Source organism: Sphingobium sp. TA15 (assembly GCF_037101235.1).
Lineage (GTDB): Bacteria > Pseudomonadota > Alphaproteobacteria > Sphingomonadales > Sphingomonadaceae > Sphingobium > Sphingobium indicum.
The window spans coordinates 2514749-2532779 of the sequence record NZ_AP025355.1 but is presented as its reverse complement, the minus strand read 5'-3'; the positions used below and the strand labels follow the sequence as shown (position 1 = coordinate 2532779).

Here is an 18031-nt window from a genome sequence, read left to right as displayed (position 1 = left end):
GGATGGCGGCAAGCCGACGGTACGGGCCGGGCTTTGACTGCAGAAAATTCTACCTGGCGCGCCCTCCGACATGAAGGGGGTTCCTATGAATTTGACGACCAGGCTGCTGCTATCGACCGCAATATTCACCGTCGCCGCCCAATATCCCGCTTCCGCTGAAGTGGTGGGCGACGGCGCGGCGGAAACCGCCGAGGCGCCGGCAAGCCCCGATATCGTCGTCACCGGCAGCCGCGTGAAGGGCGAAGCGCCGGTCGGTTCCTCGCTCATGGTGATCGGCCGCGACACTATCGAGACATCCAATGCGACCACCATGGCGCAGCTTTTTCAGAACATGCCGCAGGTCAATAATCTGGGGGTGTCCGAAAGCGTGCGGACGGGCAATGGCGGATCGGCGAACTTCAACTTCTCGCAGGGGGTCAATATCCATGCGATCGGCCCCTATGCCACGCTCGTCATGCTGGATGGCCAGCGCATCGCGCCGCAGGGGGTCTATGGCCTGGCAGTCGATACCAGCATCATTCCCACCATCGCATTGCAACGCATCGAGATCGTCCCCGACGGGGCCTCCGCAATCTACGGTTCCGACGCGATCGCGGGCGTCGCCAACCTGATCCTTCGCCGCCAAGTGGAGGGCATAGAGACATCCGCCAATTATGGGGTCGCCGATAATTATGACCAGTATCAGCTCGGCATCATCGGCGGGCTGAACTGGGCGGGCGGCCACGCCACGCTCGCTTATGGCTATGGCGGCCATTCGGAACTGGTCGCGGGCGACCGATCCTATGCGCGGGCCGACCTCAGGCCCTTCGGCGGGTCCGATTTCCGGGCGACGCAATGCAATCCGGGCACCATCGTGATCGGCGGCGTCAACTACGCCATTCCGGCAGGCGGCGTCACGCCCGCCAATGCCGCGGCGCTGCAACCCGGCACGACCAATCGATGCGACCTGTTCCTCGACAGTTGGCTGCTGCCCGATATCAAGCGCCACAATGTCGTGGCCACGCTGGAACAGGAAATCACCGACAAGCTCAGCGTTGCGATGACCGGCGTCTTCGCCCGTCGGCTTGCGAAGGCCCGCTACGGCTATCCGGCGACGACGCTGTCGGTCCCCGCGACCAACGCATTCTACACGCGTCCGCCCACGGCGGGGCCAGGCGCGGAGACCATTCGCTACGCCTTCAGCGATCTTCCGCTGAGCCCGACCGGGCATGGCCGTTCGGATTTCTACCATGGGAACATCGCGGCGAAGCTGGAACTGCCCGCCGGTTGGGAAGCGAATGCGGCTTTCACCTATTCGGGGTCGAGCGAGCATTTCTACACCAGCAATTCCGTCAACAATGCGGCGCTGGCGGCGGCGCTGGCGTCCAGCAATCCCGCGACCGCCTTCAACCCCTATGGCGGACCCAACAATCCCACGGTGCTCGCGGCGATCGGCAATGGTCAATTCTCGCCCTCCGGCAGGGCCGACCAATATATCGGCGACGCCGGAGTCAGCGGCAGCCTGTTCAGGCTTCCCGGCGGCGATGTCCGGCTGGCCGTCGGATACCAGCATCAACAGGCGCGCCAGCGCGCCTACAACATGACCGGCAGCACGGTGACGCCCATCGTCACGCGGTCGGTGGATTTCACCCGCAAGGTCGACTCGATCTACGGCGAGCTTCTGATCCCGCTGTTCGGCCCGGACAACGCCGTGCCCGGCATCCAGAGTCTGCAGATCGACGTCGCCGGGCGCTACGATCATTATTCCGATGTAGGGTCGACCACCAACCCGAAGGTCGGCGTGAATTGGGAGCCGGTCGGGGGACTCGTGCTGCACGGCAGCTATGGCACCTCCTTCCGCGCTCCGCCGGTCTATCAGTCGCAGGGCCGGGCGGCGAGCAGCATCGCGCAGCTTTCCGATCCGACGCTCGGCGGGGCGCTCACCACCGCGCTCGTCGTGACCGGGGGCAACAGCGACACGAAGCCGGAGTCGGCAAAGACCTGGTCGCTTGGCGCCGATTTCCGGCCCGGCTTCATTCCGGGTCTGAGCGGCCAGATCGGCTATTTCAACGTCGATTACCGCAACATCATCACGGCGCTCGGCAGCAATGCGCAGATTTTGAACCAGAGCTATTATTCCGCGCTCGGCATCGTGAAGCGCAATCCCTCTGCCGCCGAAGTGGCGGCAACCCTCGCGCGATACCCGCTCGTCACCGGCACGGTGCCGCCCAATGTTCCGGTGCTGATCGATGGACGCACGCGCAACCTGACGTCGCTGAAGGCGGAGGGGATCGACTTCCTGCTCGACTATCGACTCGATGCCGGAGGCTCCGGCAGCGTCAATTTCGGCGTTTCGGGAACCTATTATCTGCGCTTTGCAACCGCGGCCGCCGAAGGCGCGCCGGTGATCGACATGGTCGGCACGATCATGAATCCGGTGAAATTCCAGGCACGCCCCTATGTCGGCTGGCGCGGCCAGGCGTTCAACATGCTCGCCACGGTCAACATCACCGGCAGCTACGACAATAATCTGGTGACGCCCGTGCAGAAGGTCTCTTCGCAAGCCACGATCGATTTTCACGCCGATTACGACCTGGCGGAAATCATCCCGGTCAAGGCGAAGCGCCTCCGCCTGGCCCTGGACGTGACAAACCTGTTCGACAAATCGCCGCCGTTCGTCAATGTCGGGCCGACCACTTTCACCGAAGGCGGCTTCGACGCATCGGTCGCAAGCCCGGTCGGGCGCCTCGTGGCGCTCAGCCTCGTCACCCAATTCTGAATTGCGCGCCATCACCTTTGAGGAAACGACAATGGTTCAAGCCTGGCATCTGGTCTCCCGCCCCGAAGGCACCCTGACGATGGAGAATGTGGAGCTGCGCGACGTCCCGTTGCCGCCGCTCGCGGAAGGGCAGATTCATGTGCGAAATCATTGGCTGTCGGTGGACCCGATCACGCGCCTGCGGATGCGCGGGGATTATCAGGGGGCGCAGCCGCCCTTCGCGCTGGGCGAACCGATCGGCGGCGTCGCGACGGGCGTGGTGGTCGAATCCCGATCGCCGCTGTTCAGCCCCGGCGACCGCGTCAAGCATCAGCTTGGCTGGCGCGACGAAGCCGTCGGCGCGGCGGAACTGTTCGGCAAGCTGCCGGATATCGACATGCCCGAACAATATTTCATGCACTATATGGGCGTCGTGGGCCTCACGGCATGGTCGGGCCTGGTGAAGGTGGCGGAGGCGCGGGCGGGCGATGTGGCCTTCATTTCGGCTGCTGGCGGGGGCGTCGGATCGGCGGCGGTGCAAATCGCGAAGATATTGGGGCTGCGGGTCATCGGATCGGCCGGAGGCGCCGAAAAATGCGCCTTCGTCCGCTCGATCGGCGCCGACGCGGTGATCGATTACAAGGCGCCGGGCGGAATGGAAGAAAAGCTGCGGCAGGTGGCGCCTGAGGGCATCGACGTCTATCTGGACAATGTCGGCGGCGACCATCTGGACGCGGCGCTGGGGCTGGCCAACACCCATGCGCGCTTCGCGATCAGCGGCACGGTGGGCAATTATGATAATGGCGAGGCGGCGACCCTGCGAAACTTCTCGCGCGTCGTGGGGCAGAATATCCGTTTGCAGGGCTATATCGCGCCGCGTGAATATGGCGCGGACATGCTGGCCTTCCAGCACCAGATGGCGGAGTGGATCGCCAGCGGACGGATCAGCATATGCGAAAGCGTTTTCGAGGGGCTCGAACGGACGCCGGAAGCCTTTATTTCGATCTTCACCGGCAGCATCGCGGGCAAGATACTGGTCCGCCTGTAACGGACCGATCGTCCTTTTTTCGAGGAAAATCCATGGCCACCATCGACACAGCGGTTGCAGGCGGAGCGGCGGCGATGCCGGTCGAACGGCCAATGGGGCGCCGCTGGATCTATGTCGTTCTTCTCCTGAATTTCGGATATATACTGAACTTCGCCGATCGCCAGATCGTCAATATCCTGGCCGAATCCATCAAGCGCGATCTCCATTTGCAGGACTGGCAACTGGGGGTGATGTCGGGACTGTCCTTCGCATTGGTGTACGGCGCCATGGCGCTTCCCGTCGCCCGCCTGGCCGAACGGGTGAACAGGCCGCGCCTGATCGCCGTTGCGATGACGCTATGGAGCGCTTCGACGCTGTTCAGCGGCATGGCCCGCAGCTTCGCGCAGCTCGCGGCGGCACGGGTGGCGGTGGGCATCGGCGAATCCGGCTACGCCCCATCGTCCCATTCGCTGATCACCGAAACCGTCCCCAAGCATCGCCGCACGCTTGCCCTCGCCATATTCGGCACCGGCGTCCCCGTCGGCAGCATGGTGGCAATGGTGATCGGCGGCATCGTCGCCGATTTCTGGGGTTGGCGGACCGCGTTCATGCTCGCCGGACTTCCCGGCGTCATCATCGCGATGATCATATTGTTCACCGTCCGCGACCCCCGGTTTCGCGCAGGCGCGCAGAAAAGCGGCAAGCCCTCGACCTTCCTCAGCGATGCGCGGGTGCTGCTGGGCAAAAGATCCTACCTGCTGCTGGTGATGGGCAGCGGCCTGCTGGCCCTGGGCGGCTATGGGCTGCAATCGTTCATCGCCTCCTTCTTCTTCCGCGTCCATGCGCAGGAACTTGCCGGGCTGTCGGCCCAGATCCATGCCGCTTTCGGCGTGAAGCTGGGCCCTACGGCGATCATCGGGCCAGCGCTGGGCGTTGCGATCGGCCTCACCGGCATGATCAGCGCGCTTGCCAGCGGCGTGGTGACGGACCGGCTGGTTGCCAGGGACGTGCGTTATTTCGGTCGAATCGGTGGCGCTCCCCTGTTGCTGGCGGTGCCGACCGTGATCGTCGCGCTCTACTCCCCCGGCATATCGGCGGCGCTTCTATTCTTCGCCATCGTTCAGGGGCTTGTCAGCTTCTCCGGCCCGCCGCTCCTGTCCTGTTCGCAATCGCTCGCCCCGCCGCAGATGCGCGCGACCGCCTCGGCGATTTCGCTGCTGGCCGTCGTACTCTTCGGCAATGGCCTTGGTCCGCTGCTGGTCGGTCTGGCGAGCGACCTGATGGCATGGATGGGATATGATGCGGGGTCCGCGCTGCGGGCGGCCCTGACCATCACCACCGTGCCGGTGCTGTGCGCCGCGATTCTGTTTTTGTCAGCGGCGCGCCATTTAAAGGCCGATCTCGGCGAGATATGACCCTCACGCGAAGGTGAAGGAGCCGGATCAGCGAAGGCGGTCGAAAGTGATCGGCCTCCCGCCGCTCAGGCGGGCCGGGGGAATCCCTATGCCTTTTCCAGGGTGCACTGGAGCGGGTGCTGGTTCTGGCGGGCGAAGTCCATGACCTGGTTCACCTTCGTTTCCGCCACCTCATAGCTGAAAATGCCGCACACGCCGACGCCGCGCTGGTGGACGTGGAGCATCACGCGGGTCGCCTCCTCCATGTCCATGCGGAAGAATTGCTGGAGGACGTGCACGACGAATTCCATCGGCGTGTAGTCGTCGTTCAGCATCAGCACCTTGTAGAGAGAGGGCTTTTTCGTCCGGGCGCGGGTGCGCGTGGCAATGCCGACATTGGGACCGCCCGAGCCGTCGCCCTGGTCGTCCTGATCCCTGCCCGCCATCGTCACGGAATATGCCATCGTCGTGGAGCTGCTCATGATGGGCGAGGATATGGCGATTTGCTCCCGCATGGCAAGGGGTCCTGCCGGGCGTAAACCATCCTTCCTGGCGGGAATGGCATGGGGGAGAGTGAAATGGGTGGATTCCCGCCATTCCCCATCTCGTCACCCCGGGCTTGACCCGGGGTCCCGCTGCCCTTTCCAGGCGGGCACTCAGAAAGAAAGCGGGACCCCGGATCAAGTCCGGGGTGACGGAGGGGCTAACGTCCGCCATTGGCCATGGGGCGTCCTTCGGAAAAAGGAAACGGCCCCTGCGACGGGGCCGTTTCTTTCTTACAAGCCCGAAGGCCGGGGGTCAGGCGGCGAGCGCCTTTACCTTGTCGGTCACCACGGTCACGCGGGCGGTCAGCGGAGAGGCGACGTCGCCGGCCAGCTTGATCAGCGCTTCGCTGCTCTTGGCCGCTTCCTTGGTGAATTCGTCGAAGCTGCTGGAGAGCAACTGGCTCTGAAGCTGGAAGAATTCGGTCGGCGTCTTCACGGTCGAGAAGCTCTTGAAAGAAGCGGTCGCCTTTTCGAAGCTCTTGCGGCTGTAGTCCACGGCTTCCTGGCCCAGGGTCTCAAAGCCCTTGGCCGCGATCTTGCCGGATTCGACCAGCGCTTCGACATTGCCCTTGGCGATGTCGCTGAATTCTTCGATCGCCTTGGTCGACTTCTCGACGCTCACCTTCGCCTTCTCGTTCAGGTCGGCATAGACCGTTTCGAGCTTGGCCTTGGTTTCTTCCGCGAATTTCTTTCCGGTCTCGATCACATCGTTCATCATTTTCGTTCCTTCTGTGGCGGGCAGCAACATGGGCTCTAGCGGCCCGGCCCCGGATAACAGGGTCTTCGATAGGTCCGGTTGCGCCGCTGTCGGCTTCGCAACCGGCTTGGACCTGGGCGTCTCCACCTTCGGCGCCGCGGCGACGGGGGCGGGTTGCGGGGTCACATCCTTCACCAGTTCCGGTTCGGGCGCCGCGTCGACCGCCGTGGTCGCCGCGATCACCGCTACCGGATCGGCCTTCGCCGCCGGCGCAGCCTTCGCCGCCGGAGCGACGGTCTTGGGCGGGGCAGGCTTTTTCGCGGCGGGCTTCGCCCGGGCGGGAGCCGGCGCCTTGATCGCCGCTTCGGCGGCCTTCAGCGCCTCGCTGGCGGAGAGGGTCGACGACGCTTTCTTGGCGACAGGCTTCTTACGCACTGGCTTTGGGGTAACGGCCATGGACCAACCTCCATTTGTTGCAGTGCACAATATAGAAATCGCGCCGCCGTTGCAAGCGCTTTTGTGCAGTGCAGCAAAATTGCCCGTACGACCCGTCGCTTCGGCAAGGCGGGCTGCCGCAAACAGGCAGCCCGCGAAGGAACTGGAGCGGGTTTCGATCTGAGCGAATCAGATCGCCGCTCTTGATTCTTCGTTTTCCGCGATTTCTTGACCAGCGATCGGACCGACCGCTTGGAAATCGCTAACGGGTTTTCACATAGCGGCCGGGGGCATCCTCCAGCGCCTTGAGTCGGCCCTTGCCGGGGCGACGGGCGCCCTTCACCGGGACGGTGGCGGGGGCCTGCCCGCGAATCCACTCGATCCAGTCGGGCCACCAGCTACCCTTTGTCTCCTTCGCATGGGCGAGAAAGGCCTCCAGGGTCGGCTGCGATTCGGCGCAGGTCCAATATTGATATTTTTGCGCGGAGGGCGGGTTCACCACGCCCGCTATATGCCCCGACCCCGCCAGCAGGAAGCGGATCGGGCCGGAGAAATGCTCAGTCAGCTTCCACACGCTTTCCAGCGGAGCGATATGATCTTCCCGCCCTGCCTGCACATAGGCGGGCGTCCTGACCCGGCGCAGGTCGATGGGCGTGCCCGCGACGCTGATCGCGCCCGGCTGGACCAGCAGGTTGTCGCGATAGAGCTGCGTCAGATAATCCTTGTGCCAGCGCGCCGGCAGGTTGGTGGTGTCGCCGTTCCAGTAGAGCAGGTCGAAGGGCGGGTAATCCTGCCCCAGCAGGTAGTTGTTGACCACATAGTTCCAGATGAGGTCGCGCCCGCGCAGCAGGTTGAAGGTCGCGGCCATGTAGCGCCCGTCCAGGAAGCCGCCGGAGGAAAGCTGCTCCACCATCTTCATCTGCTCGTCGTCGACGAACAGGGTGAGGTCGCCCGCCTTGCTGAAATCGACCTGGGCGGTGAAGAAGGTGGCGCTGGCGACCTTGTCCGCCTCGCCCCGCGCCGCCAGCAGCGCCAGCGTGGCGGCCAATGTCGTCCCCGCCACGCAATAGCCGATGGCGTGGACGCCGGGCACGCCCAGCAGGTCGCGCACCGTGTCGATCGCATCGATCTGGCCGTCCAGGATATAATCGTCCCAGACAACGTCCTTCATCGAGGCGTCGGCCGATTTCCACGACACCAGGAAGACGCTGATCCCCTGGTCGACGGCCCATTTGACGAAGCTTTTTTCCGGCGACAGGTCGAGGATGTAGAAACGGTTGATCCAGGGCGGGAAGATGATCAGCGGCGTTTCCAGCACCTTGTCTGTCGTCGGGGCATAGTGGATCAACTGATAGAGCGGCGTTTCCTTGATCACCTTGCCGGGGGTCGAGGCGATGTTGCGGCCAAGCTCGAACGCCGTGCCGTCGGTGTGGGTGAGCTGGCCCTTCTCCAGATCGGCCAGCATGTGCTGCAGGCCCTTGACCAGATTCTCGCCGCCGCTCTGAATCGTCTTCTGCACGACCAGCGGGTTGGTCAGCGGGAAGTTGCTGGGGGCGATGGCGTCCAGCAGGCCGGTGGTGGCGAAGCGCAGCTTGGCCTTCTGCTTCGGATCGACGCCGTCCACCGCGTCGGCCAGCTTCGTCAGATAATCCGAGAGCAGCAGATAGCTCTGCCGGATCAGGTCGTAAAAGGGATGCTCGGTCCAGGCCGGGTCGGCGAAGCGGCGGTCGCGCGCGGCCGCGGGGCTATCCGATGGCGGGGGTTCGGGATGGTCGCGCAGCAGGCCGCCGGAATCCAGGAAACGCTGCCACAGCGCCAAGCCTTCATCGGCAAAGCCGGTCTGGATGCGCGCCACGGCTTCGGGGTCGAAGGGCAATGTCCGGCCGGTCGCGCCCGCCGCCTGTTCCAGCATCAATTGCTGCGCCCGGCCCAGCACCTGCGTCCATTGCTGCATGTCCTCCAGCGTGGGGAGGTGGGGTTCCATGACGTCCTGTGCTTTCATGGCCACCTTCCTTCGCCTGGCATTGTCCGGTCCGCCGCTTTCTCTGGCGCGTCGCGGGCTGGCGGGTTATAGCCGGATCGTGACAAGCCGAATGCGCGTCACGCACTATTCCTTACAGCGAGCTTTCAGGAAAGCCCCAATGTCCGAAGAATTCTACCGCATGAAGCGTCTGCCGCCCTATGTCATCGCCGAAGTGAACGCGATGCGGGCCGCCGCGCGCGCCGCGGGGGAGGACATTATCGACCTGGGGATGGGCAATCCCGACCTGCCGCCGCCCGACCATGTCATCGCCAAGCTGTGCGAGGTCGCGCAGAAGCCGAGCGCGCACGGATATTCGCAGTCGATGGGCATTCCGGGGCTGCGCCGCGCGCAGGCCAATTATTATGGCCGCCGCTTCGGCGTCGATCTGGACCCGGAGACCGAGGTGGTCGTGACCATGGGGTCGAAGGAGGGCCTTGCCAGCCTCGCCACCGCGATCACCGCGCCGGGGGACGTCGTGCTGGCGCCCAATCCCAGCTATCCGATCCACATGTTCGGCTTCATCATCGCGGGGGCGACCATCCGGTCGGTGCCGACCACGCCGGACGAGCATTATTGGCAGTCGCTGGAGCGGGCCATGGCGTTCACCGTGCCGCGTCCGTCGATCCTGGTCGTGGGCTATCCGAGCAACCCGACGGCCGAGACCGTCGACCTCGCCTTCTACGAGCGGCTGGTCGCCTGGGCGAAGGAGAACAAGGTCTGGGTGCTGAGCGACCTTGCCTATTCCGAGCTTTATTATGACGGCAATCCGACGCCCTCCATCCTGCAGGTGCCGGGCGCCAAGGATGTGGCGGTGGAATTCACCTCGCTCAGCAAGACCTATTCCATGGCGGGCTGGCGCATCGGCTTTGCCGTGGGCAACCGGCAACTGATCGCGGCGTTGAAGCGGGTGAAGTCCTATCTGGACTATGGCGCGTTCACGCCGATCCAGGCGGCGGCCTGCGCGGCGCTCAACGGGCCGCAGGACATCGTGCAGAAGAACCGCGAGCTTTATCACAAGCGCCGCGACGTGATGGTGGAGGCCTTTGGCCGGGCTGGCTGGGACATTCCCGCGCCCAGGGCGTCGATGTTCGCCTGGGCGCCGCTGCCCCCCGCGCTCAAGGACATGGGGAGCCTGGAATTTTCCAAGCAGCTCCTTACCCATGCCAAGGTCGCGGTCGCGCCGGGGGTCGGCTATGGCGAGGATGGCGAGGGCTATGTCCGCATCGCCATGGTGGAAAATGAGCAGCGGCTGCGGCAGGCGGCGCGCAACATCCGGCAATATCTCAAGTCCATGGGCGTCAACACGCCCGCCAAGGGCGCTGCCTGAGGGAATAGGCCTGGGGAATAAGGGACGTGCTCCTGCGCAGGCACTCGAATGAGACAAGTGGCTCGTGAGAGCCCAGTTCTGCCGTCGGAATGTCATTCTACCGTTGGAACTGGGCTCCTGCCTTCGCAGGAGCACGCTTCCCCAAGGGCATGATGGCATGCAACCTGTACAGCCATTTCAACCCTTGCCATTTTCCTCGCTCTGCGCTGCTTTGACACGATGATCGCACTTCCCCAGGTTTCGCAGGTCGCGCAGACCATCCAGCTCGCCTTGGCCCCCGTCTTCCTGCTCGCGGGCATCGGGGCGTTCCTGAACGTCTGCGTCGGGCGGCTGGCGCGCATCATCGACCGGGCGCGCAAGGTGGAGGACAAGATCCTCGCCTCCCGCGGCAAGGAGCATGACCGGATGGTCAGCGAGATCCGCGTGCTGGACCGGCGGATGAGCGTGGTCAACGGCGCGATCTTCCTGTCGGTGGCGTCGGCCTGCGCGATCTGCCTGGTCGTCATCCTGTTGTTCGCCGCCAACCTGCTGGGTTCGCACCTCGGCACGCCCATCGCGATCCTGTTCAGCCTGGCCATGGTGTTGCAGGCGGCGGCCTTCGCCACCTTCATCCAGGAAATCCGGCTCGCCTCGCGCACCATCCACATCCGCAACGAAGTGCTCTATCACAAGGTCGAGGAAGAGAGCGCGGGATGACGAAGTTCACGGTCAACGACCGGCCCGTCCAATATCGCATGGACCCGGCGACGCCGCTGCTGTGGGCGCTGCGCGACGCGTCGAACCTGACCGGAACGAAATATGGCTGCGGCACGGGCGATTGCGGCGCCTGCACGGTCGACATAGACGGGGAGGCCGTGCGTTCCTGCCAGGTGACCATCGCCGCCGCGGAGGGGAAGTTCGTCACCACCATAGAGGGGCTGTCGCCCGATCGCGGCCATCCGCTGCAACAGGTGTTCGCGGCGGACAATGTTTCCCAATGCGGCTACTGCATCCCCGGCGTCATCATGGCGGCGTCGGCGCTGCTGCGGCGGACCAGCGATCCGAGCGATGAGGAGATCGACGCGGCGATCACCAATATCTGCCGCTGCGGCATCTATCCCCGGCTGCGAGGCGCGATCCAGCGCGCCGGGCGAGTGATGCGGGGCGAGGAGGTGGTGGACGCCGTCCCTCCATCCGGCATCGCTCCGGAGGAGGCGGCGAAGGCGGTTCCGGCGCTGCGGCGGCCCTAGCTTCAGCCGAAGCGATAGCCGGACACGGTCCAGCCCAGCACGGTGCTGCCATGATTGCGCACCGCCTTGTCCTCGCCTGCCGCGCCGAGGGCGACCATCAGGGGCAGCAGATGCTCCTCCCGCGGGTGGGCGAAACGGGCATGGGGCAGGTCGGCCCAGGCCGCGACGCGGCGGGCGCGGCTGGCCGGGTCGGGATCGGTGACGGCGGCGGTCAGGGCGTCGTCCCACAGCTTCGACGGCGCGGTGGCCTGGGAACCGCGGACGCGCAAATTGTGGAAGCTCATGCCCGAACCGACGATCAGCACGCCTTCGTCGCGCAACGGGGCGAGGGCGCGTCCGGCGGCGATGTGCGCCGCCGGGTCCAGATCGCCGCGGAGCGAGAGCTGGGCAAGGGGGATGTCGGCCTGCGGCAGCGCGACCTTCATCGGGATGAAGACGCCATGGTCCCAGCCGCGCTCCTCCTCCGTTCCGGCGGGAAAGCCCGCCTGTTCCAGCAGGCCGGCGGCGCGGCGGGCAAGCGCAGGCGCGCCGGGCGCGTCCCAACGGAGCGCGTAGGTGTGCGGCGGAAAGCCATGATAGTCGAACAGCAGGCCGGGCCTTTCCCCGTCATGGACGGTGAACCGGCTTTCCTCCCAATGGCCGGAGACCAGCAGGATCGCGCCGGGGCGTTCGGGCAGGGTCGCGACGATGCCCGCCAGATAGTCTTGCATCGGCTGCCACATCGGGTCGCAATGCGGGTGATCGGGGTCGCTGGCGTCCATGAAGAAGCAGGGGCCGCCGCCATGGGGGATGAAAAGGGTCGGTTGTCTCATGCCCGGGAGATCGGATGGATCTGGGCGCGGCGCAAGCGGGAGGGCCGGAAACGGATTGTTTCAGCTGGGCGGAAAGGGCGGGGGGCCGACGCCCCTTAAGCCTCGTTCTCTTCCAGGACCGGGGCGATGGCCTGGGCCAGGGTGGCGCCGGAATAGGGCTTTTTGAGCAGGGTCACGCCGCCGAAGCGGTCGGGCAGGTCCAGCCCGTCGCCATAGCCGGTGGCGAAGAGGAAGGAGACGCCCCTTTCCGCCAGCAGTTCCGCCACCGGAAGGCTGGTTTCATTGCCCAGGTTGAAGTCCAGCACCGCCAGATCGACCTCATGGTTCGCAATCGCCTCCCGCGCGCGGCTGACGCTGGCGGCGGTGATCACTTCGGCGCCCAGGTCGCGCAGCGCGTCCTCGCCGTCCATGGCGATGATCATATTGTCTTCGACCAGCAGGACGTTGCGGCCCTTGAGCAGCGTGGGCGCGGGCGCAGGGGCGGGGGTCGCGCGTTCGGCGCCGACGACGTCGGGCAGGACGGAGGCGACATGGGCGGAGGGGATGCAGAATCGCGCCTCCAGCCCGGAAAGGCGGTAATGCACCTCCGCCCGGCCATCGAGATCATAGGGGATGGACCGTTCGATCACGGTCGATCCGAAACCCCGGCGCGTGGGCGCGACCACGGCGGGCCCGCCGCTTTCCCGCCAGTCGAGCAGCAGGCTGCCGTCGGCATCGACGCGCCAGTCGATGGCCACGCTGCCATTGTCGGACAGCGCGCCATATTTGGCGGCGTTGGTCAGCATCTCATGGATCACCAGCGCCAGCACGGTGAAGGCGGCGGGGGTCAGCAGGACATTGGGGCCGGTCAGCTTCACCCGGTCGCGCCGCTCGCCCAGATAGGCGGCCGATTCCACCTCTATGAGGTCGTAGAGCCGGGCAGGCGCCCAGCGGTCGGCGGTGATCTGGTCATGGGCGCGGGCCAGGGCATGGACGCGGCTTTCCAGCGTGTCGATGAACTGGTCGACCGACTGGGCATTGTCGCGGGTCTGGGACAGCAGCCCCCGGATCAGCGAGAGGATGTTGCGGACGCGATGATTGAGTTCGGCGATCAGCAATTCCTGCTTTTCATGCGCCTTCTGCCGTTCCTCATGCGCGGAATCGGACAGGCGCAATATGACCTCCAGCAGGGCGGTGCGCAGCGCCCCGGCCACGCGCAGTTCGGCGGCTGTGAAGGGCACGGCGGTGCCGCGCACCAGTTCCGACCACTCCTCGAAGCTCTTGCGGGGGGAGAGGCGGGGACCGTTGGGACCATATTCGACATGCTTTTCCGGACTGCCCGCCCAGCGCACCGAGCGGAGCTGTTCCGCCCGGAACAGCACTACATAGTCGCGGGGACGGCGCGACAGCGGGATGGCGAGCAGGCCGGCCGCCCGGTCGGCATGGGCCGCCGCTTCGGGCAGCAGGCGCGCCAGATGGTCGGTGGCGAAGACCTGGCCGGCGGCCGTCCGGTTCAGCATGGCGACGATGGCGGCGAAGCTGCGCTCGTCCGGGCTGAGGCCCGAAAAGATCATCTGCCCGTCGATATAGACGCCCACGCCGTCCGCCGGGATGGTGTCGAAGATCACGTCGCCCAGCCAGCGGGCGTTGGACAGCAGGTCATGGTCCTGCGCCACCGCCGACATCAGCCGGTCGGCCACCTGCCGGGCCTTGCCCTCATAGGCGGCGGTTTCGCTGCGCTCGCGATTTTCGAGCATCATCGAGAAGATCTGGCCGAACAGTTCGGCCGCGCTGCGCTGCGCAAAGCTGGGCAGACGGGGACCATAATGGTGGCAGGCGAACAGGCCCCAGAGCCGCCCTTCGACGATGATCGAGATGGAGAGCGAGGCCCCCACCCCCATATTGCCCAGATATTCGATATGGATCGGCGACACCGCCCGCGTCAGGCAGAGCGACATGTCGAGCGCCGCGCCGGAGGGATCGAGTTGAGGCACGACGGCAACCGGCCGCGCCCCGACGTCCGCGATCACGCGGAAGATGTTGCGCAGGTAGAGCGCGCGCGCCTGCGCGGGAATGTCGGACGCGGGATAATGCAGGCCGAAGAAGCTGTCGATGCCGGGACGCAGCGCTTCGGCCACGACTTCGCCGTCGCCGCCCTCCGCGAAACGATAGACCATCACCCGGTCGAAGCCGGTCAGCGCCCGCACCTGCCGCGCCCCGTCCCGCAGGAAGGCGGCCATGCCCTCCGTCTGGCCGAGCCGCGAGACCATGGAGCGGACCGTGCTGCTGGCCTCCATCTCGTCATGGGATGCCGGTTCGGCCTCGATCACGACCAGCGATCCGGAGAAATGGACGGCGACGTCGAACGGCGCGACGCCCTCCATCAGGGCGAGCGAGAAGATGCGCTCCACCGCGTCGGGGCCGCGCAGCAGGGTGATGCGGTTGCGCAGGGAATGGACCGCCTCCGCGCTGAAGATGCCGCCGATCGGCCGGCCCAGCATCTGTTCGGGCGAAAGGCCGATATGGTCGGCGCTGTTGGCCGACACGCGCGACACCAGCCAGTCGGCGGTCAGCGCGACCAGGAAGCCGAAGGGCTGGACCGTGCCGGGGACATGGATCGGCTCCCGGTCGCAATTGGCGAGGTCGACGGCGAAACCCCCCGCCGGGATATTGCCGTCAGCCATGGGCCGGCGCCGTGCCGCCGGCGGCGGCCGCGAACAGGCCGAAGGCGGCCTGCGCGCCGCGGATGGCATCGTCGATCCATGGCTCGCCGCCTTCGGCCGCGGCATCGTCCAGCCGACGCTGGAACGCGGCCCAGCCGCCCTTTTCATGCACGGCGGACAGATAGGCGCGGGGCAGGCCGGGGCCGACGCGCCGGGCGAGCATGGCGCCGCCCAGCCGCGATCCTTCCAGCGTGTAGCGGACGCCCCAGCGGCAGGCGTCGGACGGGGAGGGCGGCGCGGCGAGCGGCGCGGGCAGCGTTTCGCCCAGGTCCGCCAGATCGCGCGCCAGCAGCGGCAGGCGCGGCGCATCGGGCCGGGCCATCTCCTCCAGCGGGGCGAGCGCCCTGGCGTGGGCCTTCAGGAAAGCGGCATAGCTGGCGCTGTCCTCCAGCGAAAAATGGGAAAACAGGTCGTCGACCCGCTGATGGCTTTCCATCGTCGCTTGGCGCAGGGCCTGGCGGGCGCTGCCGGCAGTGGGCGTCATCGTCACCCCGCATTCCTAAGGGGGTTTGCGGGGCGATGCTCTGATCTGGATCAGCTTTTGCCGTTCCTGGCCATATTTCCGGTGATTTCGGCGCAACCGATGCCCATCCTGCGCCGGGGGATTCTTTCAAATCGCTGACAGACGGGTTCAGCATCACGACATGGCCCGAGTCCTAGAAGCGGAATATGAGGGGCGAATGGCCCCGTGATACGAAAGCGAACGGCATGTTGAGGAAAATGATGCTGGCGGGCTTGATGACCGCGACGATATTGGGCGGAATCGCCCCGGCCCATGCCCAGCGGGGCGAGGATGGCGGCTGGCGCGGACGCGGCGGCGAACGGTCGGCCCGTCCGGACGGCGGCCGTGGCGGCCAGGGCGACGGACAGGCGCAACGCCAGTGGCGGGGCGGCGAGATGCGGCAGCAGCGGCCGGAACGCTCGGCGCAGGCCGCCCAGCCGCAATGGCGCGGCAATGAAGCGCGGCCGGAGCAGCGCGGCCCCGCGACGGTCACCCGCTGGAACCGCGACCAGCAGCGTTTCGAGACCACGCCGCGCGGCGACGACAGGAACCGGCGCGACTGGAACGGGCGGAACGGGGATCGGCCGAACTGGCAGGACAACCGGCGCGACAATGACCGCCGGGACTGGAATCGCGACGATCGGAACCGGAACGACCGGGATCGGAGCGACTGGAACCGGAACGATCGGGACAGGCGCGACGACCGCCGCTGGAACGGCGGCGGTTCGGGCTGGAACGGCGGGTCCGCCTGGAACGCTGGGCGGCGCTTCGACGACCGCACACGGTGGCAGGGGCAGAGGCGCTGGGACAATGGCTGGCGCAACGACCGGCGCTATGACTGGTACAGCTATCGCGCCCGCTATGGCGACCGTTACCGGATCGGCCGCTATTATGCGCCGCGCGGCTGGAGCTATGGCTATTCGCGCTTTTCCATCGGGATCTTCCTGAACAGCCTGCTCTATTCGAACAGCTACTGGATCGACGATCCCTATTCCTACCGCCTGCCGCCCGCCTACGGCACGCTGCGCTGGATTCGCTATTATGACGACGCGCTGCTGGTCGACATACGCGACGGCTATGTGGTCGACGTGATCCACGATTTCTTCTGGTGATGCCGGAAGACAGGCGCTCCTGAACTGGCCTTCAGGACATACTGGGCCCGGAGCCGTGAGGTTCCGGGCCCTTTTCATTTGCGCCGGGCGCCCGCGCGGTGGCAGGAAAGCGGCATGAGCGAGATTGTTGACGATGGCGGCGTCGCCTCCGCGGCGCGGGCGCGGATCGGGGAGACGGTGCGGGCGCGGCTGGAGCGCAATCCGATGGTCAGCCGGATCGATGCGCCGCACCTTGAGATCTATGGCCGGCAGGAATTTCTGAGCGCGGAGGAATGCGCGGGCCTGCGGGAACTGATCGATGCGGGGGCGCAGCCCTCCACGCTGTTTTCCGGCAGCGCCAATGCCGATTACCGCACCAGCGCGAGCTGCCATCTGAGCCCCTGGAGTCCGCTGGTGATGGCGGTAAGCGACCGGATCTGCGCGCTGATGGGCCTGGCCGGGGAGCATGGCGAAACCCTGCAGGGGCAGCGCTACCAGGCCGGGCAGGAATATAAGGCGCATTGCGACTATTTCCCGGTGACGGCCAGCTATTGGCCGGCCATGCTGAAGACCGGCGGGCAGCGGAGCTGGACGGCGATGATCTACCTGTCCGCGGTGGAGGCGGGCGGGGAGACGCATTTCCCCCATTGCGGGTTCATGGTCCCGCCGGTGGAGGGCATGCTGCTGATGTGGAACAATATGGAGCGGGACGGATCGCCCAATCCGTTCAGCCTGCACGCCGCGCGCCCGGTGGAGCGGGGCGCCAAATATGTCGTCACCAAATGGTTTCGGGAGCGGCCCTGGACGCCCTGATCCCCGCACCGCCGGGCCCGGCGGCCCCTGATACAAAGTGCGACATAAATGACTGATTCCTGACCGTTTCATTCCCGGCATGTTCAGGTGGCCGGACGCATAACCGTCTTCGTGGTCGGCGGAACCGGCGGGCCGGGGGAAAGTTTCCCCCCTCCCCACCGGACTTCAGCCGCCAGGCAATGGGAGAAGACCTATGCGTAAATTGATCATCTTGGGCCTGATGGCCGCCACCGTCATCCCAGGGGCCGCCATGGCCCAGTCCCGCGCCGAGGTGCGCGACAGCGCCCGCGACCTGCGCCAGGAACAGCGCGACCTGCGCGACGCCCAGCGCTACGGCAACCGGCGCGACGTGCGCGAGGAACGCCGCGACGTGCGCGAGGCGCGGCAGGAATTGCGGGAGGATTGGCGCGATTACCGCCGGTCGCACCGCGACGTCTATCGCGGCGGCAACTGGCGCGCGCCCTTCCGCTACAATCGCTGGGAAGTCGGCGCGCGGCTCCGGCCCGCTTATTACAGCTCGCGCTACTATATCGCCGACCCCTATCGCTATCGCCTGCCCCGCGCCGGCGCGAACCTGCGGTGGGTGAGGCATTATAACGACGTGCTGCTGGTCAATGTGCGGACCGGCCGGGTTATGGAAGTGCATCGCGGCTTCTTCTGGTAACGGCCGCCCGAATGACGAAACGGCCCCCGACGA

General features: G+C 66.0%; 15 protein-coding genes. 9 read left to right on the top strand and 6 right to left on the bottom strand.

The genetic code is table 11. The annotated features are described in order from the left end of the window. The first annotated feature begins 85 nt into the window (after positions 1 to 85). The 3 genes from Sj15T_RS12595 to Sj15T_RS12585 are packed head-to-tail and all read left to right on the top strand — an operon-like array spanning position 86 to position 5179. Positions 86 to 2758 (top strand): TonB-dependent receptor, encoded by a 2673-nt coding sequence (locus Sj15T_RS12595; protein WP_013041344.1) that lies wholly within the window; start codon positions 86 to 88, stop codon positions 2756 to 2758. A gap of 31 nt (positions 2759 to 2789) precedes the next feature. Then, positions 2790 to 3785, top strand: a complete 996-nt coding sequence (locus tag Sj15T_RS12590; protein ID WP_013041343.1) for an NADP-dependent oxidoreductase — start codon at positions 2790 to 2792, stop codon at positions 3783 to 3785. Positions 3786 to 3817: 32 nt separating this feature from the next. Continuing rightward, positions 3818 to 5179: an MFS transporter gene (locus Sj15T_RS12585; RefSeq protein WP_013041342.1), complete on the top strand. Its 1362-nt coding sequence runs from the start codon at positions 3818 to 3820 to the stop codon at positions 5177 to 5179. Positions 5180 to 5265: 86 nt separating this feature from the next. Here the strand turns inward: Sj15T_RS12585 and clpS are convergent, their stop codons facing one another. From clpS to phaC, 3 genes are all read right to left on the bottom strand, one after another. Then, the gene (gene clpS, locus Sj15T_RS12580) at positions 5266 to 5673 is read right to left on the bottom strand and encodes an ATP-dependent Clp protease adapter ClpS (protein ID WP_007683081.1); all 408 of its coding nucleotides are present in this window, start codon (positions 5671 to 5673) and stop codon (positions 5266 to 5268) included. Between the two features lie 283 nt (positions 5674 to 5956). Beyond that, positions 5957 to 6856 carry a phasin family protein gene (locus Sj15T_RS12575; protein ID WP_013041341.1) on the bottom strand — a complete coding sequence of 300 codons (900 nt, stop codon included), beginning with the start codon at positions 6854 to 6856 and terminating at the stop codon, positions 5957 to 5959. 241 nt (positions 6857 to 7097) lie between these two features. After that, the gene (gene phaC / locus Sj15T_RS12570) at positions 7098 to 8837 is read right to left on the bottom strand and encodes a class I poly(R)-hydroxyalkanoic acid synthase (protein WP_013041340.1); all 1740 of its coding nucleotides are present in this window, start codon (positions 8835 to 8837) and stop codon (positions 7098 to 7100) included. Positions 8838 to 8976: 139 nt separating this feature from the next. Between phaC and Sj15T_RS12565 the strand changes: the two genes are divergently transcribed. From Sj15T_RS12565 to Sj15T_RS12555, 3 genes are all read left to right on the top strand, one after another. Further along, positions 8977 to 10185 (top strand): LL-diaminopimelate aminotransferase, encoded by a 1209-nt coding sequence (locus Sj15T_RS12565; protein WP_007683089.1) that lies wholly within the window; start codon positions 8977 to 8979, stop codon positions 10183 to 10185. Between the two features lie 219 nt (positions 10186 to 10404). Then, positions 10405 to 10881, top strand: coding sequence for a DUF2721 domain-containing protein (locus Sj15T_RS12560; RefSeq protein ID WP_013041339.1), 477 nt, complete (start codon positions 10405 to 10407; stop codon positions 10879 to 10881). Further along, the gene (locus Sj15T_RS12555; RefSeq protein ID WP_007683092.1) at positions 10878 to 11414 is read left to right on the top strand and encodes a (2Fe-2S)-binding protein; all 537 of its coding nucleotides are present in this window, start codon (positions 10878 to 10880) and stop codon (positions 11412 to 11414) included. Before Sj15T_RS12560 ends, Sj15T_RS12555 begins: the two co-directional genes overlap by 4 nt. A gap of 2 nt (positions 11415 to 11416) precedes the next feature. Here the strand turns inward: Sj15T_RS12555 and Sj15T_RS12550 are convergent, their stop codons facing one another. From Sj15T_RS12550 to Sj15T_RS12540, 3 genes are all read right to left on the bottom strand, one after another. Further along, positions 11417 to 12226 (bottom strand): class III extradiol ring-cleavage dioxygenase, encoded by an 810-nt coding sequence (locus tag Sj15T_RS12550; protein WP_013041338.1) that lies wholly within the window; start codon positions 12224 to 12226, stop codon positions 11417 to 11419. Between the two features lie 95 nt (positions 12227 to 12321). Continuing rightward, entirely contained in the window at positions 12322 to 14889 is a 2568-nt protein-coding gene (locus Sj15T_RS12545; protein ID WP_013041337.1) for an HWE histidine kinase domain-containing protein, read from the bottom strand. Then, entirely contained in the window at positions 14882 to 15412 is a 531-nt protein-coding gene (locus tag Sj15T_RS12540; protein ID WP_007683097.1) for a biliverdin-producing heme oxygenase, read from the bottom strand. The genes Sj15T_RS12545 and Sj15T_RS12540 overlap by 8 nt, the downstream gene beginning before the upstream one ends. Before the next feature lie 224 nt (positions 15413 to 15636). Between Sj15T_RS12540 and Sj15T_RS12535 the strand changes: the two genes are divergently transcribed. The 3 genes from Sj15T_RS12535 (at position 15637) to Sj15T_RS12525 (ending at position 17998) form a co-directional block, all read left to right on the top strand. Next, a complete protein-coding gene (locus Sj15T_RS12535) occupies positions 15637 to 16542 on the top strand; it encodes an RcnB family protein (protein WP_041386630.1) in 906 nt (301 codons plus the stop codon). Positions 16543 to 16656: 114 nt separating this feature from the next. After that, the gene (locus Sj15T_RS12530; protein ID WP_013041334.1) at positions 16657 to 17334 is read left to right on the top strand and encodes a 2OG-Fe(II) oxygenase; all 678 of its coding nucleotides are present in this window, start codon (positions 16657 to 16659) and stop codon (positions 17332 to 17334) included. Positions 17335 to 17527: 193 nt separating this feature from the next. After that, positions 17528 to 17998 (top strand): RcnB family protein, encoded by a 471-nt coding sequence (locus Sj15T_RS12525; protein ID WP_007683103.1) that lies wholly within the window; start codon positions 17528 to 17530, stop codon positions 17996 to 17998. The last annotated feature ends 33 nt before the right edge of the window (positions 17999 to 18031 follow it).

Coding starts and splice junctions, on each gene's coding strand:
- Sj15T_RS12595 (WP_013041344.1), top strand. CDS start 86: ATGAATTTGACGACCAGGCTGCTGCTATCGACCGCAATATTCACCGTC.
- Sj15T_RS12590 (WP_013041343.1), top strand. CDS start 2,790: ATGGTTCAAGCCTGGCATCTGGTCTCCCGCCCCGAAGGCACCCTGACG.
- Sj15T_RS12585 (WP_013041342.1), top strand. CDS start 3,818: ATGGCCACCATCGACACAGCGGTTGCAGGCGGAGCGGCGGCGATGCCG.
- clpS (WP_007683081.1), bottom strand. CDS start 5,673: ATGCGGGAGCAAATCGCCATATCCTCGCCCATCATGAGCAGCTCCACG.
- Sj15T_RS12575 (WP_013041341.1), bottom strand. CDS start 6,856: ATGGCCGTTACCCCAAAGCCAGTGCGTAAGAAGCCTGTCGCCAAGAAA.
- phaC (WP_013041340.1), bottom strand. CDS start 8,837: ATGAAAGCACAGGACGTCATGGAACCCCACCTCCCCACGCTGGAGGAC.
- Sj15T_RS12565 (WP_007683089.1), top strand. CDS start 8,977: ATGTCCGAAGAATTCTACCGCATGAAGCGTCTGCCGCCCTATGTCATC.
- Sj15T_RS12560 (WP_013041339.1), top strand. CDS start 10,405: ATGATCGCACTTCCCCAGGTTTCGCAGGTCGCGCAGACCATCCAGCTC.
- Sj15T_RS12555 (WP_007683092.1), top strand. CDS start 10,878: ATGACGAAGTTCACGGTCAACGACCGGCCCGTCCAATATCGCATGGAC.
- Sj15T_RS12550 (WP_013041338.1), bottom strand. CDS start 12,226: ATGAGACAACCGACCCTTTTCATCCCCCATGGCGGCGGCCCCTGCTTC.
- Sj15T_RS12545 (WP_013041337.1), bottom strand. CDS start 14,889: ATGGCTGACGGCAATATCCCGGCGGGGGGTTTCGCCGTCGACCTCGCC.
- Sj15T_RS12540 (WP_007683097.1), bottom strand. CDS start 15,412: ATGACGCCCACTGCCGGCAGCGCCCGCCAGGCCCTGCGCCAAGCGACG.
- Sj15T_RS12535 (WP_041386630.1), top strand. CDS start 15,637: ATGTTGAGGAAAATGATGCTGGCGGGCTTGATGACCGCGACGATATTG.
- Sj15T_RS12530 (WP_013041334.1), top strand. CDS start 16,657: ATGAGCGAGATTGTTGACGATGGCGGCGTCGCCTCCGCGGCGCGGGCG.
- Sj15T_RS12525 (WP_007683103.1), top strand. CDS start 17,528: ATGCGTAAATTGATCATCTTGGGCCTGATGGCCGCCACCGTCATCCCA.